Source organism: Patiriisocius sp. 208BN25-11, from assembly GCF_058147145.1.
In genome coordinates this window covers 85,203-105,432 of sequence record NZ_JBYVJY010000004.1, presented here as the reverse complement: position 1 = coordinate 105,432, position 20,230 = coordinate 85,203, and the positions used below count along the sequence as shown (strand labels likewise).

Genomic DNA, 20,230 nt, shown 5'->3' with positions numbered 1-20,230 from the left:
AACCATCAATTGCTGCTTTTGGGCTAACATTTCCGAAGCAATTGAATAAAATATAATATTTCAGCAAGTGCTTGAATATGTGTATTCTAACAAATACACACTGGGGATAGTATCCTCTAAAATGAAGAAACCTTTAGATTAACCATAATAAACCTCGTAAAACCCAACTAGATATGAATGTAGTAAAAAGAGACGGCCGCAAAGAACCCATCATGTTTGATAAGATCACAGCACGTGTGAGAAAATTGTGCTATGGACTTAATGAACTAGTAGATCCAGTACGTATTTCGATGCGTGTTATTGAAGGATTGTACGATGGTGTGACCACAAGTGAACTAGATAATCTAGCTGCCGAAGTTGCTGCAACCATGACCACATCGCATCCTGACTATGCGAGATTGGCGGCACGTATTTCTGTCTCTAACTTACACAAAAACACAAAGAAAACCTTTAGTGAGGTAATGGAAGATTTGTACACCTACGTAAACCCTAGAACTGGGAAAGATGCTCCTTTATTGAGCGACGAAGTGTATAAAGTAATTATGGATAACAAAGAAGAACTAGATTCTACGATTATCTATAACCGTGATTTTGGGTACGATTATTTTGGGTTTAAAACATTAGAACGTTCGTACTTATTAAAGTTAAACGGAAAAATTGCTGAGCGTCCACAGCACATGTTAATGCGTGTTTCTATTGGGATTCACTTAAACGATCTTGAGGCTGCAAAAGAGACCTATGAGCTCATGAGTAAAAAGTTCTTTACCCATGCAACACCAACCTTATTTAATAGTGGTACGCCAAAACCGCAAATGTCTTCATGCTTCCTACTAGCAATGCAAGATGATAGTATAGACGGGATTTACGATACCTTAAAACAAACTGCAAAAATCTCACAATCGGCTGGTGGTATCGGTCTGTCTATACATAATGTACGTGCAACGGGTTCGTATATTTCTGGAACTAACGGTACTTCAAACGGTATTGTACCTATGTTACGTGTGTACAATGATACTGCACGTTACGTAGATCAAGGTGGTGGAAAACGAAAAGGTAGTTTTGCTATCTATGTAGAACCATGGCACGCAGATATTTTTGATTTCTTAGATCTTAAAAAAAACACAGGAAAAGAAGAACAACGTGCGCGTGATTTATTTTACGCGATGTGGATTCCAGATTTGTTCATGAAGCGTGTAGAAGAAGATGGGGAGTGGACGTTGATGTGTCCAAACGAATGCCCGAACTTATTCAACGTTCACGGAGAAGAGTTTGACGAAATGTACCTTGGTTACGAGGCGGCAGGAAAAGGAAGAAAGACTATCAAGGCAAGACAGCTTTGGGAGAAAATCATGGAATCTCAAATTGAAACTGGAACGCCTTACATGTTGTATAAAGATGCAGCCAACCGTAAGAGTAACCAGAAAAATTTAGGAACCATTCGTTCTTCAAACTTATGTACAGAGATCATGGAGTATACATCTCCAGATGAGGTAGCGGTTTGTAATTTGGCTTCTATTGCTTTACCGATGTTTATTAAAAATGGGGAGTTTAATCACAAAGAATTATTTAGAGTAACCAAGCGTGTAACTAAAAACTTAAATAAAGTAATTGATCGTAACTACTATCCTGTAAAAGAAGCAGAGAACAGTAACTTTAGGCACAGGCCTATCGGGCTTGGAATCCAAGGATTGGCAGATGCCTTTATTATGTTGCGTTTACCCTTTACAAGTGACGAAGCAAAGAAGTTAAATCAAGAAATTTTTGAAACCTTATACTTTGCCGCAGTAACGGCTTCTATGGAAGAAGCGCAAGTAGATGGTCCTTACCAAAGCTATCAAGGTTCTCCTATTAGTGAAGGGAAATTCCAACACAACTTATGGGGTATAGAAGATTCAGAATTAAGTGGTCGTTGGGACTGGGCAAAATTACGTAAGCAAGTACTAGAGCATGGTGTTCGTAACTCGTTATTAGTTGCGCCAATGCCAACAGCATCTACGTCGCAAATTCTTGGAAATAACGAAGCGTTTGAGCCATACACCAGTAATATTTACACAAGACGTGTATTAAGTGGTGAGTTTATTGTTGTCAACAAGCACTTACTAGAAGACTTAGTACAATTAGGCTTATGGAACGATACCTTGAAAGAGCAAATTATGCGTAACAATGGTTCGGTACAAGACGTCAACATTCCACAAGACTTGAAAGACTTATACAAGACGGTATGGGAACTTTCCATGAAAGATATTATTGACATGTCTCGTCATAGAGGATACTTTATTGACCAGTCTCAGTCATTGAACTTATTCATGGAGAATGCAAACTATGCGAAGCTAACATCGATGCATTTCTACGCATGGAAGAGTGGTTTAAAAACAGGAATGTACTACCTGCGTACGAAGAGTGCGGTAGATGCGATTAAGTTTACCTTAAATAATGAGGCAAAACAAGAGCAACCTGCACCAGCAACAGTACCCGTAGCAGAACTGTCTACTACAGCGATCGATGCAGATGGAGTGTTAGGAACGGCACCAGCACCTGTACCAACGCCAACACCTGCGCCGCAAGCACCTATGGGCAATACAGCCACAGAGCAAGCGCCTATGTCTGCACAAGAATTTAGAGAGATGATGCAAAAATCTCAAAATGGAGGCCCAGATGATGATTGTTTGATGTGTGGGTCTTAATTATTTTTAATTTTTAAGTGTATAAAAAAAGGGAAGCTTGATTGGCTTCCCTTTTTTTGTTTTATTGTCTGTTCGAGCGGTCCCGAAGTTTCGGGACGAGAACTAAGATGACTTTAACGAAATAGCAGCTATTTTTCTACTTCAACACATCTGTCCCTAAATACCCATCGTCTTTGTTATAGTACCAGGCTCTGTCCTTCGGAAATTTGATGCCATTAATCGTCTTTAGATCTTTTAACAAGATGTACTCACCCGTGTTTTTGCCAGCACCAGCTGGGTCTCCTTTAAAGAATTGGTAGATTTCCATGGCATAGGTGGTTGGGTCAAAATAGAATTGCCAAACATCGCTTCCTACTGCTTCATCATAGGTTATTTGAAGCACCAAATAGTCTTTTCCTTTAAAGTTTTGCCTGCTTACTTTTTCTGAAATGTTAGTACCCGGATCTTTTAACTTCATAGGCAAACCATAGAGATAAGTGTAGTAGTTTTTATAAAGGGCTGCTGTTTCGCAAGGGGTTCTTTTGGCTTTTGGATTTACTTCCTTAATAGAGGTGGTGCATACGTCTTTTGCTAAGGTATAGGTAGTCACTACGGTATCTCTTTTTGCAGTTACACTGAAATATTCTTGGGGGAGGTTGATGTCAATTTTACTATCTCTGTTAGGGCCTTTGGGAAGTTCCATTGTTACATCGAGCGTTCCATTAAATGTAGCCCAAGCTCCTGAAGGGTCATGAAATTGAATGGCTTTGTCCAGCAATTCTTTTCCGCTCATCGTTTGAGCATTTGTGGTTAAAAAAGTGCAGCAAAGGCATATAAGGGTGTAGTAAAATTTCATAAAAATGGATTTTAAAAAGGCAAGGTACTAATATAATTAAGAATGTGATTATGATGAAGCAGTGTAAGATTATATTGCATTTTGTCAATAATTATTTTATACTAACTGAAATTGCCTTAAGCTAAGAAGTTGGGACCTATAGTTTGAAAATACGTTAAAAACAAAATACTGTTTGAGCCTCTAGAAAAGAATAATTAAAGTTAAGGGATGCGTAGTAAGAGGTGAGTTTATTTTGTTTAGTATTTTTAAACGTTATGGGTGACTGAGTAGGTTCTAGGCTAGACTTTTTTGGTTCTTTTTTGGGCGATGCAAAAAAGAATAAACTCATTGAGTATTCTTTAGAATTTTATTTAAAATAAATGTAAAATATAGCCAAGAACGGCCCCAATGATGATGACCCAAATAACAGATACTTTTTTAAATTTAAAGACGAGTAGCGCGCTTATTAGCGCAATAATAATTGCTTGCCAAGACACCAAAGTTTGTTGACTCATGGTAATTAATACTGCGAGCATTACCGCCACAGCTGCCACATTGATACTGTTTAAAAAATAGCTGAGTATTTCAGACTTCCGCATTTTAGGTATCAATGGATTTAAAATCCACACAAACAAGAAAGAAGGTAAAAAGATTCCTGTAGTTGCTGCAATAGCACCCCAGAAACCGCCCAATTGATAGCCAATAAATGTAGATGTTGAAAGTACAGGACCCGGTGTAAACTGGCCAATACCAATGGCATCTAGGAGTTCGGCTTGTGTTAGGAGTCCGTTAGTAACAAGTTCTGCATCGAGGTAAGCAAAGAGCACATAACCGCTACCGTATAAAATGCTTCCGACCTTTAGGAATTTCAAGAAAATAGAAACCGAACTTAGTTTTGCTAACATTTCCGAAGAAGTAAATAGCAACAAAAAAGGTGCAATGGTATTTGTAGTGTTTTGAAGCTTGTCTTTGAGTATAAAATAGAGCATTCCAAAAACACCACCTGCTAACATAGCGAGTACTTCATGAACACCTAATAAGCTCGCCATTACAATAAGGACTCCAAGGATGGCGAGTTCCCAAATCTTGATGGCTTTTTTGCCTAATTTTAAAATAGCAGAGGCAATAATAGCTAGTACGGCAGGTTGTATCCCTTTTACAAAGGGTTGCACTTCGGGAAGGGTGCCATACGAAACGTATAAATAAGCCAGAATACCTGTACTAAAAACCGCAGGAAAAATAAAGCTAATGCCTGCCACAAAAAGTCCTTTAGCGCCAGCACGTTCATGGCCACAATGCATGGTCATTTCTGTACTATTGGGTCCTGGAATGAGGTTGGTGCCTCCAATAAGGTCTAGGTAATGCTCGCGTGTCATCCATTTACGCTTAGTGACCACTTCATCTTCCATCATGGCAATATGGGCTGCAGGACCCCCAAACGCAAAGAGCCCGAGTTTAAAAAACACAATGGCTACTTCTTTGAGTTTATTAGATTGCGACATAGATACAAGTTTGGTTTAAAAATAATAAACCCCATGATGTAAACAAAATGGGGTTTGGTATAACGTTGAATGATAACTTACTCTTTCTTGTAACTAGTGTAGTACTCATCCATTAAGTTCATAATACTTGTCATCAAGTCTTTTGTCTCTAACAAGATGTTGAAGTAAAGCGACGTGTTTTTCGGACTCTCTTCTTCGGTTCTTGTACGTTCGATTTGCTTTGTAATCTTGTCGTTGAGAAGCGTCATGATTTCTTCTTTTCTAGACAATACATAGCTAATTCTTTCGAACTTGCGACTGTTAAACACTTCTTCAATCTCAGCCAATAATCCTTCTAAAGAATCATCAATTTCTTGAAGGTCTTTAATTTGGTTGAATTTTAATTTTCTGTGATTGTTGTTAATGTGCTTGTAACTTTTCTTAGAGATAAAGTCTAGCGACTGGGTCATGTCTGTTAAGTATGCCAATATGGTAATATAGAAGCTACTTCCACGTACACTTGTTTCGTCTAGGTTTTTGATAAGGTAGAAGATGTTGTCTCTTAGATCTTCAACTTCTTGATCTAATTTTTCGACACCTTTTCTACTTCTTTTGAGTTTCTTGACATCTTCTTTGGCAAGACCTTTTAATACATCTGTGTAGATTTTGTTCGTTCTAGAAACCACATTAGAAATGTTATCTGCACTCTCGGTAATGATACCTTGAACGGTACTACTTTCAGATTTCTTTAAGCTTTTAGGATCTACTTTGGTAGTGCTTTTCTTTTTGTGAGAGAGGTAGTTTCTTACTAGTAAAAGCACTGTAATTAAAAGTAAAATAGGAACCATTACGGCTTTATTCCAGCTAATTAAGAATACCACTGTACCTGCAGCGATTAAGGCTCCAAATGCTGTGAAAAACCAACCACCAATTACATTTAATACACCTGCTACACGATATACAGCACTTTCTCTACCCCAAGCTCTATCGGCAAGAGACGTACCCATGGCAACCATGAAGGTTACATAGGTTGTAGATAAAGGCAACTTCATTGATGTTGCAATAGAGATAAGTACTCCGGCAACCATAAGGTTTACAGAAGCTCTAATCATATCAAAGGCAGGAGCATCAATACTTTCGTCTTTGGTAAGTACTTTTGCATCTGGCTTTGTAAAACTTGCGTTGATTCTTTCTTGAGAAGCTTTAGGGATAATACCGCTAATAGCATTTGATAACCACGTTGTTCCTCTTACAATTCCTCTAGACAACATGTTAGGTTGAAACTTTTCATGTGTATCGTTTTGACGTGATAAGCTTAATTCTGTTTCTGCTACTGTTTTTGCTTTTTTAGAGAGCCAAAGGGTTGCTACCATGATACCACCAGCGATGAATAATAAGAAAGGCTCTGCTGGCATTTTCTTATCTAATACTTCCATAGTGAACTCTGTTGCTGCAACTCCAGAGGCAGACCATGCTTCATACGAATGGTATGCTGCCATTGGGACTCCAATAAAGTTTACCAAGTCATTTCCAGAGAACGCAAGTGCCAACCCAAAAGTACCCACAGCGATTACTACCAATAAGATACTTTTCTTAGTAATTTTTTGGAAGGCATATGAGAACAATGTAAAGAATACAAAACTCACAGCCATTACCACATACTCATTCCCTTCAAGATATCCTTTTAAGTCTTTGTAAAAAGGAGAACCCTTAAGACCTTTCATAAAAATGAAATATAGAATAGCTGCTAAGGCAACGCCACCAAAGATGGCTCCAAAGTTTTTCATTTTTTTGTCGAAATGAAAAGAGAATATTCTTCTAGAGATCCATTGTACAATAGCACCAACACTAAAGGCAATGACTACCGATAGTAAAATACCACTAATAATAGTAAGGGCTTTTTCTTTGTTTATGTACTCTCCTAAATCTGCTAATGTAGCTCCATCTGTACCACTTATTTTTATCAAAGAAATTACAATAGCAGCACCTAGTAAGTTAAATACAATAGATACGGTTGTTGATGTTGGTAGGCCTAGCGTGTTAAAGAAATCGAGTAACAGAATGTCTGTTATCATTACTGCCATGAAGATCATCATGATCTCATCGAAGGTAAACATCGCGGGAACAAAGATTCCTTTTCGGGCTACCTCCATCATACCGCTTGAGTAAACGGCACCTATAAAAATACCAAGACTGGCAACGATCATAATCGTTCTAAGCGATAAGGCTTTAGAACCAATGGCCGAGTTTAAGAAGTTAATGGCATCATTACTAACTCCTACAACAATATCTGCAACTGCAAGTATTGTTAATGCTACTAACATTAATAAATAAATGTTGTCCATAATGTACTGTGTTATCATGGTGCAAATGTCACTATTTTGCAGTGCACATTTGTTACCAAATTGTTATTAAAAATGTAAATCGAAACCTGTTCTTAATAGGATGTTGTCTTCATCACCGTCTTTGGTGCTGTAGCTTACATCTGCTTGTATTTTTAATTTGTGACCTACAACATACTTAGAAATTCCAAGTGTGTATTGATCCTGAGGATCTCTTCCTGTAATGTCATCAAAATCTAATGTAGTGTAACGACCTGTTACTTCTATGTTGTTTTTAAGTAAGTAACTTAATTGCATGTTCAATGCATTACCCACTCTTACGATGTCTCCAGTTTCTGTTCCATCTGCATTTACAGCAACCGCTTCATCTGCGTCACGTTTTGCATATTCTGCTACAAAGGCAATTCCATTGTATTTAAATGTTGCGTCAGCAAATATGGTTGTGATATCTGTTTCGTATAGAGAACCGTCTTCCAAAAACATGTAACTTCCTAAATTACTTCTTGTTTTTACAGCATCTTTATTATAGTCATAGGTAAGACCTACCATTAATTTTGGTGCTTTCTCACGTTTTAAGTCTCCTTGTGAGTAATCTCCTTTAGAACTAAACTTTCCGAAAGGCAACATTTCTAAACGTCCTGTGTATTGAAGACCACCTTCGTTTCCTTCTGTGATGTTTCTTCCTTCTCCTTGAGAAATAGCAATTTTTTCGCGAATCATAAAATTTCCGCCGAGATTTGCATGGTGACGTACTTGTATTCCAATATCACGGTCAATGTTAAAATTACTGTTTAGTAAAGAACGATTTATTAATTGCAAGTTTGCAGAAGAAACCACACGCTCTACGTTACCAGGTAATTTAGTCTGACCTGCCCAAAGCTCGAAGTTTTGGTAGAAATTCCATTTTACAACGGCATCTAAAATGATACGAGGTGTGTTACGGTTAAAATCACTTCCTCCAGAAACATCTCTGTTTGAAAGTCCTAATTCTATTTTATACTTAAGTTTTGGAGAGTATGCAAAACCATCAAATTTTAAACGAGCTCTACGAATAGAGAAATTTTGATCTGGTTTTCCGTACTGGTCACCATCATGGTCCCATTGGGTGTTAAATCTCGCTTGCATACGTGGGGCAAACTTTACACTAAAAGAGCTGTCTTTGGCCACAAAGTTTATAAGTCCTTTGCCAAATTTGCTGTCGCTAATGGTTTGTGCATTTGTAGTGTAGCAAAAAGAGAATACTGCTACTATAAGTAGGTAATGTAATTTCATTATGAAAATCTATTTTAGTTTTTGTCTGACGCAAAAGTCTACAATACATGTTAACCAAATGTTAAGCAAAGATTAACTTTCTATTGTTTTTAAATACTATTTTAGCCCAAATAAAAAAGGACTGCCTATAAAGACAGTCCCTACGCTAAAATACTAGTCGACAAAAACTAAAGTGATTTTCATGCGCAAATACAAAGTAAATGCATCAATGTAGCTTCTACGTAATGGGAATATTACCAAATTATTAAAATTATACTTTTGCAGACAAAAATTTAAAACACTTATTATCAATACATTATGGATTTAATGTAAATTTAATGTTACCAAAATATTGCGTAAATGTAAATTTTGTTATAATTTTATGTTATTAATAGCAATTACTCCAAATTATGAAAAAGACAATGATGATTTTTGCAATGGTACTAGCCGTACAATTTACATTTGCACAAGACGATACGAAGAATGAATATGTATTAAATGGTGATACCATTGAAGCAACATTATACCATGACAATGGAGCGGTTGCGCAAACTGGTTTTTATACCTCAGATAATAAACTTGATGGTGAATGGATAAGTTATGATGCTGAAGGTAATAAAACTGCAGTTGCTTCTTATGACAAAGGTGTTAAAGTAGGAACATGGATGTTTTACCAAGGGGATACTATTAAAGAAGTGTCTTATACAAACTCAGACATTGCTGAAGTAAAGACTTGGAAAGTTACAGACACTCGTGTTGTGACAAATAGACCATAATTATTTAAAGAATATAAAAACATAAAAAAGTCCCTCACATGGTGAGGGACTTTTTTATGGATACAAATGTACCTTGGCTATTTCAAATATTGTTAGTTGCGAGTCCAACCACTGTTCCAGGTGTTGTATTGTGCACCTGTTGCTGTTCCGTCATTAGAGATAAAGTCGGCTTCATCAAAAACGAATTCAGTGTCATTTTTTACTTTCGTAATTACATCTGTAAATACTACACCATCTACGGCAAGATTTCCATCTAATACTCCCTGACCCGTTGGGCTTTCTTCTGTGTTTCCATCCAAGTCGAAACCTTCTTCAAAGCCTATGATTTCTATATTGTTAAACAAACCTTGTGTTCCTTCTCTAAGTCGAATGGCTTCATTTTCTGTTGCAGAACCTCTACCTACTATTGTTACATTGTTAACCGTTGGTTTAGACCAGAATAAAGGGCTAGAGTTATTTCCTATGTCAACATTATAACCGTCACATTCAAATCCTTTATCGTGAGATACTCTGTGTTCTACATATACATTTTCTAAAGTACCAGAGAAACCTTCGGTCCAATCTACAGAATCATCCTGTGATCCAATGACAGAAATAAAACTAGCATTTACAGTTCCTCCAAAGAATTCGATTCCATCATCTTTTCCTTCAAAAGCTTGAATGTATTGTACTGTAGTTCCATTTCCAACGCCGTAAAAAGAGAAACCGTTGTTCTCACTGGATGCATCTGCAGCTCCACCAGAATACTCTACACGTACATACTTAATAACACCAGAACTATCTGAAGCATTACTTCCTCCATACGGTAAGCCACCAATTTCACTTGTAGATGTTGCATCGCCACCTACTACAGAGTTGATAGGTGCTTTTCCTAAGACAATAAGTCCGCCCCAGTCTCCAGCAGAAGGAGTTGCTACATTAGAAGTTAAAACAATTGGATTTGTAGAAGTTCCTTCAGCTAATATTGTTGCTCCTTGAGCAATAGCAATATAAACACCAGCTCCTGGATTTGCTTTAATTACAACGCCAGCTGGAATGGTTAAGGTAGTTCCTTCGGTCATGATAAGCGCTTCCGTAAGGGTGTATTCTTGACCGATTTCTAAAGCGAAATCAGCTGTTTTTACTCCTCCAATATTTAAGTCTATTGGGGTGTCATCTCCACCGCCACCGCCTTGGTTGTTTTCGATGATGATGTCTGATGTGTCGTCTGCTTCACAGCTTATAAATGCTACGGCTGCAGCTAATAAACCTGAAAATAAAATTGATTTTTTCATAGTAGTTAATTTTAGAGTTATGTTCGATTTTTGATTGATTAAAAGTTGTATTTTAGTTTTAATGCAACATTAATACCTCTCTTGTAAGAAGAAATGGTCACATCTTCAAAGTCTGTTTCACGTACAAAATTGATGGTTGGATCTAGTAAGTTTTTGGCACTCGCATCCAATTCAAAGTGTTCTCCTATTTTGTTTTTCCATACAAAGTCTAGTACGGGAATCCCTTTTTCTATAATGTTTCCTAACTGTCCAGATCCAATAGCATCGATACGATCACTAAAGTAAGAGAACACAATGTTTGCCGTAGGCTTGTAGTTTCCAAAGTCTGGGCTATAGCGTAGATCTGTATTCATAATAAAAGGAGAGGCACCTTGTATTTGTTCAGTTCTTCCCTCTTCAAATGTGGTTGTAAATAAACCTGTTGAGCTTTTTAAATCTTGCTTTGTATACATGTAGGTTGCGTTAAAACCAAGACTTAATAATGCTTTGTCTTTATCTCCATCTTCATCGATGTTATACAAAAGGTTTTTACGAAGCTCGATTTCTGCACCTACAACTTCGGCTTTATCTCCTGTTCTGAAATATCTTTGGGTTCCCGTTGCATCGTTTGCAATTACTTTGTTTACTGGGTCGTTGATCTGTTTTCCGAAAGCAGCCGCAGAAAAGATTTCACCCTTTCCGAAGAACCACTCATATTTAAGATCGATGTTGTAAATTTTTGAAAACGAAGGGTCGTTTAATAAATCTGGATTACCACCTACACGTTGTGTTACATCTTCATAGACAAATGGTGTTACCTCCTTAAATTCTGGGAAGGAAACAGTGTTTGAAAAAGAGAAACGTAAATTTTGATCTTCTTTTACTTTGTATGTTGCATTCAAACTTGGTAATATGTAAGTTTCGCTAGCTTCTCTAAAACCAGGGTCTGTAGGCAATAGGTTAATTACGTCGTACTCGATTTCTTGTTGTAACGATTCTACACGAACACCAGGTGTTACTGTAAATGAAGAGTCAATTTTTATTTCTGCAGCAAGATGTCCTGCATACACATCAAGTGAACCTTTATAGGTATTTTCTGGAGCACCAGGTAAGTTTGTGTTTCCTAATCCGTTGGCTGGATCTAATGCATTAAACACAAAAGTGTTGTAGGTAGTTCCTAAACCATCTAAGTTGAAAATGGTATCTAGGTTATTTACGTCTGTTACGGGAGTGTTTGGTTCAATAAAATCATATCCGTAACGAATGTTTTCAAAGGTACGTTCCTTATTTCGGCCATTGTAACCCGCTTTGAGTGTTACCATTTCCGAAGCTGTATAACTAAAATCAATTTTACCATTGATTTCGGTATCTTGAATGTCTTGGAAATAACGTTGGTTATCAAAAGGGATGTTATTAAAGAATGATGGATTAGTGTTTGGATCATTGTCTAGTGCCAAATCAAAACGCTCTACACTAATACGTTTTCTATCAGGTTGTCTTGAGTTTACTCTGTTGTAACCAACACCCCAATCTGCTGTTAACTTCTCATTTAATTTGTGAGAACCTAGCAATTGGTTTACGTAAATCATGTCTTGTGTAAACTGTATATTGCTTTGGTAGAAACCTCTATCGGTGTCCAAAATAGCATCTCTATTCGTTCCATTTCCGTCAACACCAAAGTACCCAACTTCATCACTAGAGTTGTTAATAAACAGAGAGTTGAATCTAAATTTATGATCGCTATTAGCTCTAAATATAATGTTTGCCATTGCTGTTGTGGTGGTAGACATTTCAAATTCTTCCACAGCATCAAAACGTTTTTTCTCGATGGTAGTAAAGTCTACAGCACTTCCTTTTCTGTATTCGAAATCATTATTAAAGGCAAGTGTTGCAAAAAAGCTAAGCTTGGCTTCTTCTCCAAAATTAAAAGAGCTTCCTCCTGCAATGCTTCCATTGTATTGAATTGGAGTTCCAGCGTCTACAGGATCTATGCCATGCGATAAAATAACTGCAAATGGATTGTTGTCATACCTATTATAGAAACCAAAATTTCCAGTTCCCTCACTTTTTACAAAGTCTTGACCAATAGCTCTGGAGTTAAAACCAGTTCCTAAATCGATATCTAGAAATCCTTTGCCAGAGTATTCTTTTGCATTGATGTTTACATTTCCTGCAGAGAAGTCGCCATAAAATTCTGGCGCATATGTTTTACTTACCGAGACACTTTGAATAATGTCGGTTCCAAATAAGTTGAGGTCCATGTTTTTCTTCTCAATATCATTAGAAGGTAAAGACAAACCATTGTAGGTGGTATTTAAGTAACGATCACCAAGACCTCTTACATATACATTTCCGCCACCTTGTTGCTTGGAGATTCCTGAAATTTTTGTAGTAGCACCTGCAGCATCACTAACACCCATTTTTGCTAATTGATCAGAGCCAATACTTTCTTTAATAGTGGTTGCTTTTTGTTGTTCTAGTAATAAAGCGGTTTCGGTATCTCTTCTAACACTCGTTTTAATGACAACTTCATCCAAAGCGGCTGCACTGGCACCAAGCGTTACATCAAGCGTAACCGTTTCTCCACCAACAATGGTAATTGGCTTTTCAATGGTTTCGTATCCTACAAAACTAAACTCAACAATGTAGTCTCCATCGTCAAGGTTTTCTATGATATATAACCCATCAAAATCTGAAGTAGTTCCTTTGGTTGTATTTTTAATAAGGACGTTGGCAAAAGGTAGCGGTTCATTATTCATTTGTTTGTCTGTCAATGTTCCTTTAACAGCTCCAGTTTGTGCAAATGATATGGTGGTGATTGCCAATACTACTATTGTAAAAATCTTTTTCATTAGGTGTTTTAATTTGGGGCAAAGATGCGGCGGCTTTGTAAAGTTCATGTTATCCAAATATTATGCTTTCGTGATGCATAGGTTATCTAATTGTTAAGAAGTCTACGACTATGTTATGGCACATAATTTTGTAAATTGAGTATATTGCGATAACCAAAATATAAAGTGCTATGATGCAATGGGAACAGCTATTATCCCTTAAAAAACAAGGAGTCAAAACTAAGAGATTACGCGTCGAAGAAGACCCAACACGTTTGGGTTTTGAAGTAGACTATGACCGTATTATTTTTTCGCAAGCCTTTAGAAGTCTGCAAGATAAAACACAGGTCATCCCGTTGTCAAAAACGTCTTTTGTGCATACAAGACTAACCCATAGTTTGGAGGTCTCAGTTGTTGGAAGGTCTTTAGGTAGAACAGCTGGAAAAGCAATCTTAGAAAAGCACCCACAATTGCAACGTGTACATGGCTATCATTTTAATGATTTTGGATCCATTGTCGCGGCTGCATCCTTAGCGCATGACATTGGGAATCCTCCTTTTGGTCATAGTGGTGAGAAAGCCATAGGCGATTACTTTGCTAATGGAAATGGAAAACGATTTAAAAAATCCCTAACAGAGAAAGAGTATCAAGATCTAGTAGATTTTGAAGGAAATGCCAATGGATTTAAAATAGTGACCGAATCTAAAAATGGGGTCGATGGTGGTTTGCGACTTACCTATGCTACGCTGGGTGCTTTTATGAAATATCCCAAAGAGTCTTTACCCAAAAAACCGACACCGCATATAGCCGATAAAAAATTTGGCGTGTTTCAATCTGAAATTTCCTTCTTCGAAACCGTGGCTTCTGAATTAGGGCTCAACAAACGCGGACAAAAAGGTGCTGTGAGTTACGATAGACATCCCTTAGCTTTTTTAGTAGAAGCTGCCGATGATATTTGCTACACCATCATCGATTTTGAAGACGGAATTAATTTAGGGCTTATAGAAGAAGAGTTTGCCTTAGAATATCTCATTGCTTTGGTAAAAGATACCATTGATACAGCGAAATATCATAAACTCATTAATGTGAAAGATAGATTAGCCTATTTACGTTCTATGGCTATTGGTGTGTTAATTCAAGAAGCTGCCGAAATTTTTGTGGCCAACGAAGAAGCAATTTTAAAAGGAACATTTACAGAGTCATTGCTTGATAAAAGTAAATACCAAGCTCAAATTAATGATATCATTAAAATTTCCGTAGCCAATGTCTACCAGAGTAGTGAGGTAGTTGAAAAGGAAATCGCAGGCTATAAAATATTATCTGAGTTGCTCGATACCTTTACTACTGCTGTTGAAAATTATCATGAAGGCAGCACGTTGCGTCACTATGATAAACTCATACTTTCTCAGTTCGATACATCCATTAAAGAGACCCAATCGGTATACGAATACGTTATGGCCTGTTGTAATTATGTTTCAAGATTAACAGATGGTAATGCATTGCAGATTTTTCAAAAAATCAATGGAAATCTTGCGATATCTTAAAAAATAAATGTTAAAATAGTTAATTGTTTGTGCTAAATATGGTTTTAGCTGTTATTTTAGCTTTTTAAAATTTATTCACTGCTATGAAAAGAAATTTAGTATTCGTGCTTTTGCTTGCCTTTTGTTTTGCAAATGCACAAAACCATCAAACAACCATCCAAAATCATTTTAATACCTCGAGCTCTCAAGACGGACTCACACAAGAGGATGTTGCAGATTTTGAAATTAAGTCAACTACCTACTCAAAGAGTATGCGTGTTGAGAATGTATATATTTCACAGCGAATCCAAGGGATTGAAGTTTTTAATTCTACCTCTGTTTTTGCCATTAGAAATGGAGTTGTACAATCTTCTAAAATCGGATTCTCTACTAATGCAACTCAAAAGATAAACACAACAAATCCAAGTATTACACCACAAATTGCTATTGCAAATGCCGCATCTGCAATGGGTATTGGAAGTCCGAGCGGACTTTCATTATTAGAAAATGAAAATCAGCATAGCTATGTGTTTTCTAACGGTGCTATATCCTTAAATAACATTCCAGTTCGATTAGTTTTTCAACCTTTAGAAGACGATACTTTACGCTTGGCTTGGGATTTAAGTATTTACCTATTAGATGCTAGTCATTATTATAGCGTACGAGTAGATGCTACCACAGGTAGTGTGTTAAGCACAAACGATTGGGTGACGAGCTGTAATTTTGGAACGCCAAGTCACAACCACTTAGGACACACAACTGCAAAAGAAAGTGTGCTATATTCTCAAGAAAATTCGATTTCTTTCGATGCATTAGGAGGCACATCTTACCGAGTATTTCCAGTGCCTTTTGAAAGCCCAAACCATGGAAATGAAGCATTGGTTATTGATCCAGCAAATGAAGATGCATCCCCATTTGGATGGCATGATACCGATGGAGTAGAAGGACCAGAGTTTACCATTACAAGAGGAAACAATGTAATTGCAAGAGATGATATTGATGCAAATAATAGTGGAGGAACTTCTCCAGACGGAGGTCCTTCTTTGACATTTGATTTCCCTTTTAATTTTGAAACGAATCCAGTAAATATGTTGCCAGCCGCAACTACCAATTTGTTTTACTGGAACAACATCATGCATGATGTGTATTACCAATATGGTTTTGATGAAGCTAGTGGTAATTTCCAAGATAATAATTATGGAAACGGAGGAAACGGTGGAGAAGGAGATTTTGTAGATGCGCAAGCACAAGATGGAGGCGGAACCAACAATGCTAATTTCGGAACACCACCAGATGGAAACAATCCTAGAATGCAAATGTTTTTATGGTCTCCAGCAGGACCTGCAGGTGAACCTTTAACTATTAACAATGGAACATTGCTGGGGGATTATACCGCAGTCCCTGCTCTTTTTGGTGATCCACTCCCAGAAGACATGCCTATTACTGCAGATTTGACCTTGGTGCTTGATGACAATGCAGGTGATTCGGATGATGAAAACGATGCTTGTGATACAATTACAAATCCTGGAGACTTAAATGGAAAAATAGTAGTAATAAGAAGAGGAGAATGTCAGTTTGGAGTTAAAATGTTGGCGGTAGAAAATGAAGGTGCTGTAGCGGTTATTATGGTAAATAATATTCCTGATGCTCCTATTGCTATGGGGCCAGGTGATTTTGGAGACCAAGTTTCAATACCCGGAGTAATGGTAAACCAAGCAGATGGAGAAGCAATTATTGCTGCACTTCAAAATGGAGAAAGTATCAACGCTTCTTTATTAAATGCTGGACCATATGCTATAGACGGAGATGTAGATAACGGAATTATCGCTCACGAATACGGACATGGGATCTCTAATAGACTAACCGGAGGAAGATTTAATACAGGTTGTTTAGGAAACCAAGAGCAAATGGGTGAAGGATGGAGCGACTGGTTTGGTTTAATGTTAACGATGCAAGAAGGAGATGAAGCAGAAGACATTCGTGGTATTGGAACCTATGCAATAGGACAGCCTACCGATGGAGGAGGGATTAGAGAAGCACCTTACAGCACGAGTTTTTCTATAAATAATTACACTTACGAAGACACAGATGGAAACGTTTCGGTGCCTCATGGTGTTGGATTTGTTTGGGCGTCTATGCTATGGGATCTTACTTGGGATTTAATTGAAGAATATGGATTTGATCCAGATCTTTACAATGGTACAGGTGGTAACAATATTGCTATGCAATTAGTGTTAGATGGTCTAAAATTACAACCTTGTAACCCAGGTTTTGTAACTGGTAGAGATGCAATTTTAGAGGCAGACATGCTAGCAAACGATGGAGCGAACCAATGCTTGATTTGGGCAGCTTTTGCAAAAAGAGGTTTGGGTGTTAGTGCTTCTCAAGGAAGTTCAAATAATTTAGGAGATAATGTGGAAGCCTTTGATATTCCAACGACTCCAGATTGTGTTTTAGGTTCTGAAGATAGAGGAAGTATTGAAAATGCAGTGATACTATATCCAAACCCTGCAAAAGGAATTGTAAACATTAGTGCTCCTCGTGCAACTGGAGATGCAAACGTATCTATATTTGATATTAATGGAAGAGTGATTATGACGCAAACAGTTTCATTAGATGCTGTGGCAACACTTACAATAGACCAAATTAATTCTGGTGTTTATATAGTTGAAGTTGCTGGAGAAGGATTTACAACCACTACCAAGCTTATTATTGAATAATAAATAACGTTATTGTATCCAAAAGTAAGATGTCTGTTCGAGCGGAGTCGAGAACTACTACTCACTGATAGTGAACATAGGTTTCGATTGCGCTCAACCAGACAACAGTTAACTCTTTACTTTTTAGACATCTTTTTTATGCAAATGTTTACGAAGTGTCTCTAGAATTTTTTCTTCGGAAATACCCTGTGCATGTTGTAATTGGCTTACCGTTCCGTGTTCAGGGAAGGTGTCTTTAATTCCTAGTAAAACAGTTTTATTGTGATACTCATGTTGTGATGCAAATTCTAATATCGCAGTTCCGAAACCTCCCGAGATAACGCCATCTTCAATAGTGATGACGGTTTTGTAGGTTTCAAAAATTTCAGAAAGTAATGCCGCATCCAATGGTTTTACAAACGCCATGTCATATAATCCAACTTGGTTTTGTTGTATTTCAGAAGGTAACTTACCTAGTGCTTTTTTAGCATTTTCGACCATGTTTCCAATCGCAAGAATGGCTATATCACTTCCTTTTTGAAGTACTTTCCCCTTTCCAATAAGACTCTTTTTAAATGGGACTTGCCAATCAATACTATTTCCACGACCTCTTGGGTAACGTATGGCAATAGGGATGTCCAAACCTAATTGAGCAGTATACAATATATTGCGCAGTTCTATAGCATTACTAGGGGTTGCTATTATAATATTTGGAATACATCGTAAAAAAGCAATGTCAAAAATACCATGGTGTGTGGCGCCATCTTCTCCTACCATACCTGCACGATCTAAGCAGAAAATTACAGGTAATTTTTGCAAGCAAACATCATGTATTACTTGATCGTATGCGCGCTGTAAAAATGTGGAGTAGATGTTACAAAAAACATGAAGCCCTTGAGTTGCTAGTCCAGCTGCTAATGTTACAGCATGCTGCTCTGCAATACCCACGTCGAAAGCACGGTCTGGAAAAGCGTCCATCATATATTTTAAGGAGCTTCCTGTTGGCATGGCAGGAGTAATCCCTATAATGTCTTTGTTTTCTTTGGCAAGTTCAACAAGTGTATGCCCAAAAACATCTTGATATTTTGGTGGAAGTCCTGTAGTGTCTTTTTTAATTCTATTGCCTGTATGGGCATCAAATTTTCCAGGAGCGTGGTAGGTTACTTGATCTTCTTCGGCCTGGCGTAATCCTTTTCCCTTTTTGGTGATGACGTGCAGTATTTTTGGCCCATTTGTATGTTTTAGTATTTCTAATGTTTTTAGTAATTCTGAAATATTATGCCCATCCACCGGACCCGAATAGGTGAAGTTGAGGGCTTCAAAAATATTATCTGTTTCTGGAGCACCATCTAAGGTAACCTTGGTGAAATATTGTTTTAGCGCTCCTACACTTGGGTCAATTCCAATCGCATTATCATTTAAAATAACAAGTAGGTTTGTATCTGTAACACCTGCATGATTGAGTGCTTCGAAGGCCATACCACTGGCTATAGATGCGTCACCCACAACTGCAATGTGCTGTCTATGAGTGTCTCCTTTGAGTGAAGCGGCAATAGCCATCCCTAGGGTAGCAGAAATGGCAGTACTACTGTGTCCAGTACCAAAAGTATCGTAGTTACTCTCATCTCTTTTCGGGAAACCACTAATACCTCCTAGTGTTCTATTGGTATCAAACACATCTTTTCTACCCGTGAGAATTTTATGCCCATAGGCTTGATGTCCCACATCCCAAACCAATTGGTCTTTGGGTGTGTTAAATACATAATGTAGCGCGATAGTAAGTTCTACGACACCCAAACTAGCACCTAAATGTCCTTCTTTGGTAGCAACTATCTCGATAATAAAATCGCGAAGTTCTTGCGCTAATTGCGTTAATTGATCTTTGCTTAATTTTCGAAGATCTTCTGGAAAAGTGATGGTATCTAATAGCTCATGTGACACAACACAAAGATACAATTAACCTTCTTAGTATTGATATCATAGCCTTTGTTAGAATAAAGAAATGTTGTTTGTTCGTAAAAAAGAATCTTCGTTACCATAGATTTTTTAATTTTACGCTCCACATACAATACCCAGAAATGATAAACCCATACGACGATACGTATTTTATGAAACGTGCTTTGCAAGAAGCCGAAGCTGCCTATGAAAAAGGAGAAGTGCCTATTGGTGCTGTGATTGTAATCAACAATCAAATTATTGCAAGAGCGCACAATCTTACAGAAATGCTAAACGATGTAACGGCGCACGCAGAGATGCAGGCAATAACTGCGGCTGCTAATTTTTTGGGTGGGAAATATCTTCAAAATTGCACTTTGTATGTTACAATAGAACCTTGCCAAATGTGTGCGGGAGCTTTATTCTGGAGTCAGATTTCGAATATCGTTTATGGGGCTCGAGATGAGCAACGCGGCTGTATTGCCATGGATACAAAATTGCATCCTAAAACCAAAATGAAAGGTGGTGTGCTAGCCGAAGAAGCATCTCAGTTGTTAAAGCGCTTTTTTATTGAGAAGCGAAATCTTAATTAGACCGCTGTCGCTCTAAGAAGCAAGATGTAAGACCGCTTCGCTGATAGA

Annotated in this window: 12 protein-coding genes; 5 read left to right on the top strand and 7 right to left on the bottom strand. The window is 37.5% G+C overall.

What is annotated here, in order from left to right; all coding sequences use genetic code 11:
- Positions 1–173 precede the first annotated feature (173 nt).
- Positions 174–2,684 (top strand): ribonucleoside-diphosphate reductase subunit alpha, encoded by a 2,511-nt coding sequence (locus tag ACY2RS_RS07030; protein WP_490097920.1) that lies wholly within the window; start codon positions 174–176, stop codon positions 2,682–2,684.
- A gap of 136 nt (positions 2,685–2,820) precedes the next feature.
- Here the strand turns inward: ACY2RS_RS07030 and ACY2RS_RS07025 are convergent, their stop codons facing one another.
- The 4 genes from ACY2RS_RS07025 to ACY2RS_RS07010 form a co-directional block, all read right to left on the bottom strand.
- Positions 2,821–3,519, bottom strand: coding sequence for a DUF6503 family protein (locus ACY2RS_RS07025; protein ID WP_490097919.1), 699 nt, complete (start codon positions 3,517–3,519; stop codon positions 2,821–2,823).
- 350 nt (positions 3,520–3,869) lie between these two features.
- The gene (chrA, locus tag ACY2RS_RS07020) at positions 3,870–5,000 is read right to left on the bottom strand and encodes a chromate efflux transporter (protein ID WP_490097918.1); all 1,131 of its coding nucleotides are present in this window, start codon (positions 4,998–5,000) and stop codon (positions 3,870–3,872) included.
- 77 nt (positions 5,001–5,077) lie between these two features.
- Positions 5,078–7,324 (bottom strand): inorganic phosphate transporter, encoded by a 2,247-nt coding sequence (locus ACY2RS_RS07015; protein ID WP_490097917.1) that lies wholly within the window; start codon positions 7,322–7,324, stop codon positions 5,078–5,080.
- A gap of 66 nt (positions 7,325–7,390) precedes the next feature.
- Positions 7,391–8,593 carry a porin gene (locus tag ACY2RS_RS07010; RefSeq protein ID WP_490097916.1) on the bottom strand — a complete coding sequence of 401 codons (1,203 nt, stop codon included), beginning with the start codon at positions 8,591–8,593 and terminating at the stop codon, positions 7,391–7,393.
- A gap of 389 nt (positions 8,594–8,982) precedes the next feature.
- Between ACY2RS_RS07010 and ACY2RS_RS07005 the strand changes: the two genes are divergently transcribed.
- Complete coding sequence (locus ACY2RS_RS07005) at positions 8,983–9,348, top strand: toxin-antitoxin system YwqK family antitoxin (protein ID WP_490097915.1); 366 nt, start codon at positions 8,983–8,985, stop codon at positions 9,346–9,348.
- A gap of 92 nt (positions 9,349–9,440) precedes the next feature.
- Here ACY2RS_RS07005 and ACY2RS_RS07000 read toward each other — a convergent pair whose 3' ends face one another.
- Together ACY2RS_RS07000 and ACY2RS_RS06995 are read right to left on the bottom strand one after the other, a co-directional pair.
- Positions 9,441–10,622: a multidrug transporter gene (locus tag ACY2RS_RS07000; RefSeq protein ID WP_490097914.1), complete on the bottom strand. Its 1,182-nt coding sequence runs from the start codon at positions 10,620–10,622 to the stop codon at positions 9,441–9,443.
- 38 nt (positions 10,623–10,660) lie between these two features.
- Positions 10,661–13,453: a TonB-dependent receptor gene (locus ACY2RS_RS06995; protein ID WP_490097913.1), complete on the bottom strand. Its 2,793-nt coding sequence runs from the start codon at positions 13,451–13,453 to the stop codon at positions 10,661–10,663.
- A gap of 173 nt (positions 13,454–13,626) precedes the next feature.
- Between ACY2RS_RS06995 and ACY2RS_RS06990 the strand changes: the two genes are divergently transcribed.
- Positions 13,627–14,976, top strand: coding sequence for a deoxyguanosinetriphosphate triphosphohydrolase (locus ACY2RS_RS06990; RefSeq protein ID WP_490098072.1), 1,350 nt, complete (start codon positions 13,627–13,629; stop codon positions 14,974–14,976).
- A gap of 83 nt (positions 14,977–15,059) precedes the next feature.
- Entirely contained in the window at positions 15,060–17,675 is a 2,616-nt protein-coding gene (locus ACY2RS_RS06985) for a T9SS-dependent M36 family metallopeptidase (protein WP_490097912.1), read from the top strand.
- Between the two features lie 123 nt (positions 17,676–17,798).
- Here ACY2RS_RS06985 and ACY2RS_RS06980 read toward each other — a convergent pair whose 3' ends face one another.
- Positions 17,799–19,595 carry a 1-deoxy-D-xylulose-5-phosphate synthase gene (locus ACY2RS_RS06980; protein ID WP_490097911.1) on the bottom strand — a complete coding sequence of 599 codons (1,797 nt, stop codon included), beginning with the start codon at positions 19,593–19,595 and terminating at the stop codon, positions 17,799–17,801.
- A 137-nt stretch (positions 19,596–19,732) separates the two neighbouring features.
- Between ACY2RS_RS06980 and ACY2RS_RS06975 the strand changes: the two genes are divergently transcribed.
- The gene (locus ACY2RS_RS06975; RefSeq protein ID WP_490097910.1) at positions 19,733–20,182 is read left to right on the top strand and encodes a nucleoside deaminase; all 450 of its coding nucleotides are present in this window, start codon (positions 19,733–19,735) and stop codon (positions 20,180–20,182) included.
- The last annotated feature ends 48 nt before the right edge of the window (positions 20,183–20,230 follow it).